The sequence below is a fragment of the Mesorhizobium sp. M7A.F.Ca.CA.001.10.2.1 genome (assembly GCF_003998575.1).
Classification (GTDB): Bacteria; Pseudomonadota; Alphaproteobacteria; order Rhizobiales; family Rhizobiaceae; genus Mesorhizobium.
The window spans coordinates 1-1,344 of record NZ_RZQY01001037.1; the positions used below are offsets into that span (position 1 = coordinate 1).

Annotated in this window: 2 protein-coding genes and 1 pseudogene; 1 reads left to right on the top strand and 2 read right to left on the bottom strand. The window is 60.9% G+C overall.

Features of this window, described 5'->3' with window-relative positions; translation table 11 throughout:
- Positions 1–461 (bottom strand): alanine dehydrogenase (locus EN964_RS34800; protein ID WP_373565084.1); only part of this gene is annotated, 461 nt, incomplete at its 3' end.
- 155 nt (positions 462–616) lie between these two features.
- On the opposite strand from EN964_RS34800, the gene EN964_RS34805 reads away from it, so the two are divergent.
- The gene (locus EN964_RS34805) at positions 617–1,090 is read left to right on the top strand and encodes an Lrp/AsnC family transcriptional regulator (protein WP_127269076.1); all 474 of its coding nucleotides are present in this window, start codon (positions 617–619) and stop codon (positions 1,088–1,090) included.
- A 145-nt stretch (positions 1,091–1,235) separates the two neighbouring features.
- Here EN964_RS34805 and EN964_RS38965 read toward each other — a convergent pair.
- Positions 1,236–1,344 (bottom strand): annotated as a pseudogene (locus EN964_RS38965) (5-formyltetrahydrofolate cyclo-ligase); the annotation flags it as partial.

Genomic DNA, 1,344 nt, shown 5'->3' on the forward strand with positions numbered 1-1,344 from the left:
CCATTGGCCTTCTGCAGCGCCGTGGCGCCGGCCTGGATCGACAGACGTCCGGCAACTTCCGACATCGGCGCCAGCAACGGCAGGCCGCCACGGTCGTCGGTCACGGTCTCGTAGGCGATTGCCGTCACGCCGGACGCAAGCAGGCCTTTGGTCTGCTCCGGATCCGGAGCAAGGTGAAGGTAGGTGTACAGGATCTGGCCTTCGCGAAGCTGCGCCCATTCGCTGGGCTGCGGCTCCTTGACCTTGACGATCATGTCCGACCTGGCGAACACCTCGGCGGCCGTCTTGGCAATCGTGGCGCCGGCGGCGCGATAGGCGTTGTCATCGGCGCCGATGCCGGCACCGGCCCCGGTCTCAACCAGCACTTCGTGGCCATGGGCGACATATTCGCGGACCGAGCCGGGGGTGAGGCCGACGCGGTATTCGTGGTTCTTGATTTCCTTGGGGCAGCCGACGCGCATTTTCTTCTCCTGATCCGGCCCTTTGGGCTCGTTCCCTGTATGGATGGAGTGAACCACGAATCGTTGCGCAGGTGTTTGCGAATGCGCTTGCGCCAACCGGCAGGTTTCGATAATCGTTGCGCGAAATAGCTGGATATTCGCAGGATTCACGAAAAATGCGGCTCGACAGGATTGATATCGCCATTCTCGAGGCTTTGCAGAAGGATGGCAGGATACCCAATGCGGCACTGGCCGAGAAGGTCGGCCTGTCGCAGTCGGCCTGTTCGCGCCGGCTCGACAATCTGGAGAAATCCGGAACCATCCGCGGCTATCATGCCCGGCTTTCCAATGCAGCACTCGGCCACCAGATGACGGCGATCGTGCACATATCGCTGTCGGGACAGTTCGAGAAGACGCTTTCGGATTTCGAGGCGGCGATCAAACGCTGCCCGAACGTGCTGTCCTGTCACCTGATGTCGGGCGAGTACGACTACATCCTGCGGATCGCGGCGAAGGATCTCGTCGACTATGAGCGCATCCACAAGGAATGGCTGTCGGCAATGCCGCATGTGACCAAAATCAATTCGTCCTTTGCGCTACGCGAAATCGTCGACAGGACCGCCATGGGCATGAAGCCGGAAATGGCCTAGGCTGCGTTGATATTCAGGTGATGCCGGCCTGCAAATGGTAGCTCCCTGCGCTTCCGGTGCTCGCGTACGAAAAGTACGCTCCGCTCCCGTTCTCGGAAGCGACCATTTTCGACTCGGCCTGACCTGAATCTCAGCACAGCCTGGACTAGCTGGCCTCCGTTACCACCCGATCCATCGGGATATCGTGCGGCTGCGGGTAGATGGTCGCGATGCGTTGCAGCTCGTAGCCGACGCCGATGACCAGCGGCTTGAAC

Excerpts from the sequence above, each read along its gene's own strand:
- EN964_RS34805 (WP_127269076.1), top strand. The coding sequence starts at position 617 with ATGCGGCTCGACAGGATTGATATCGCCATTCTCGAGGCTTTGCAGAAG.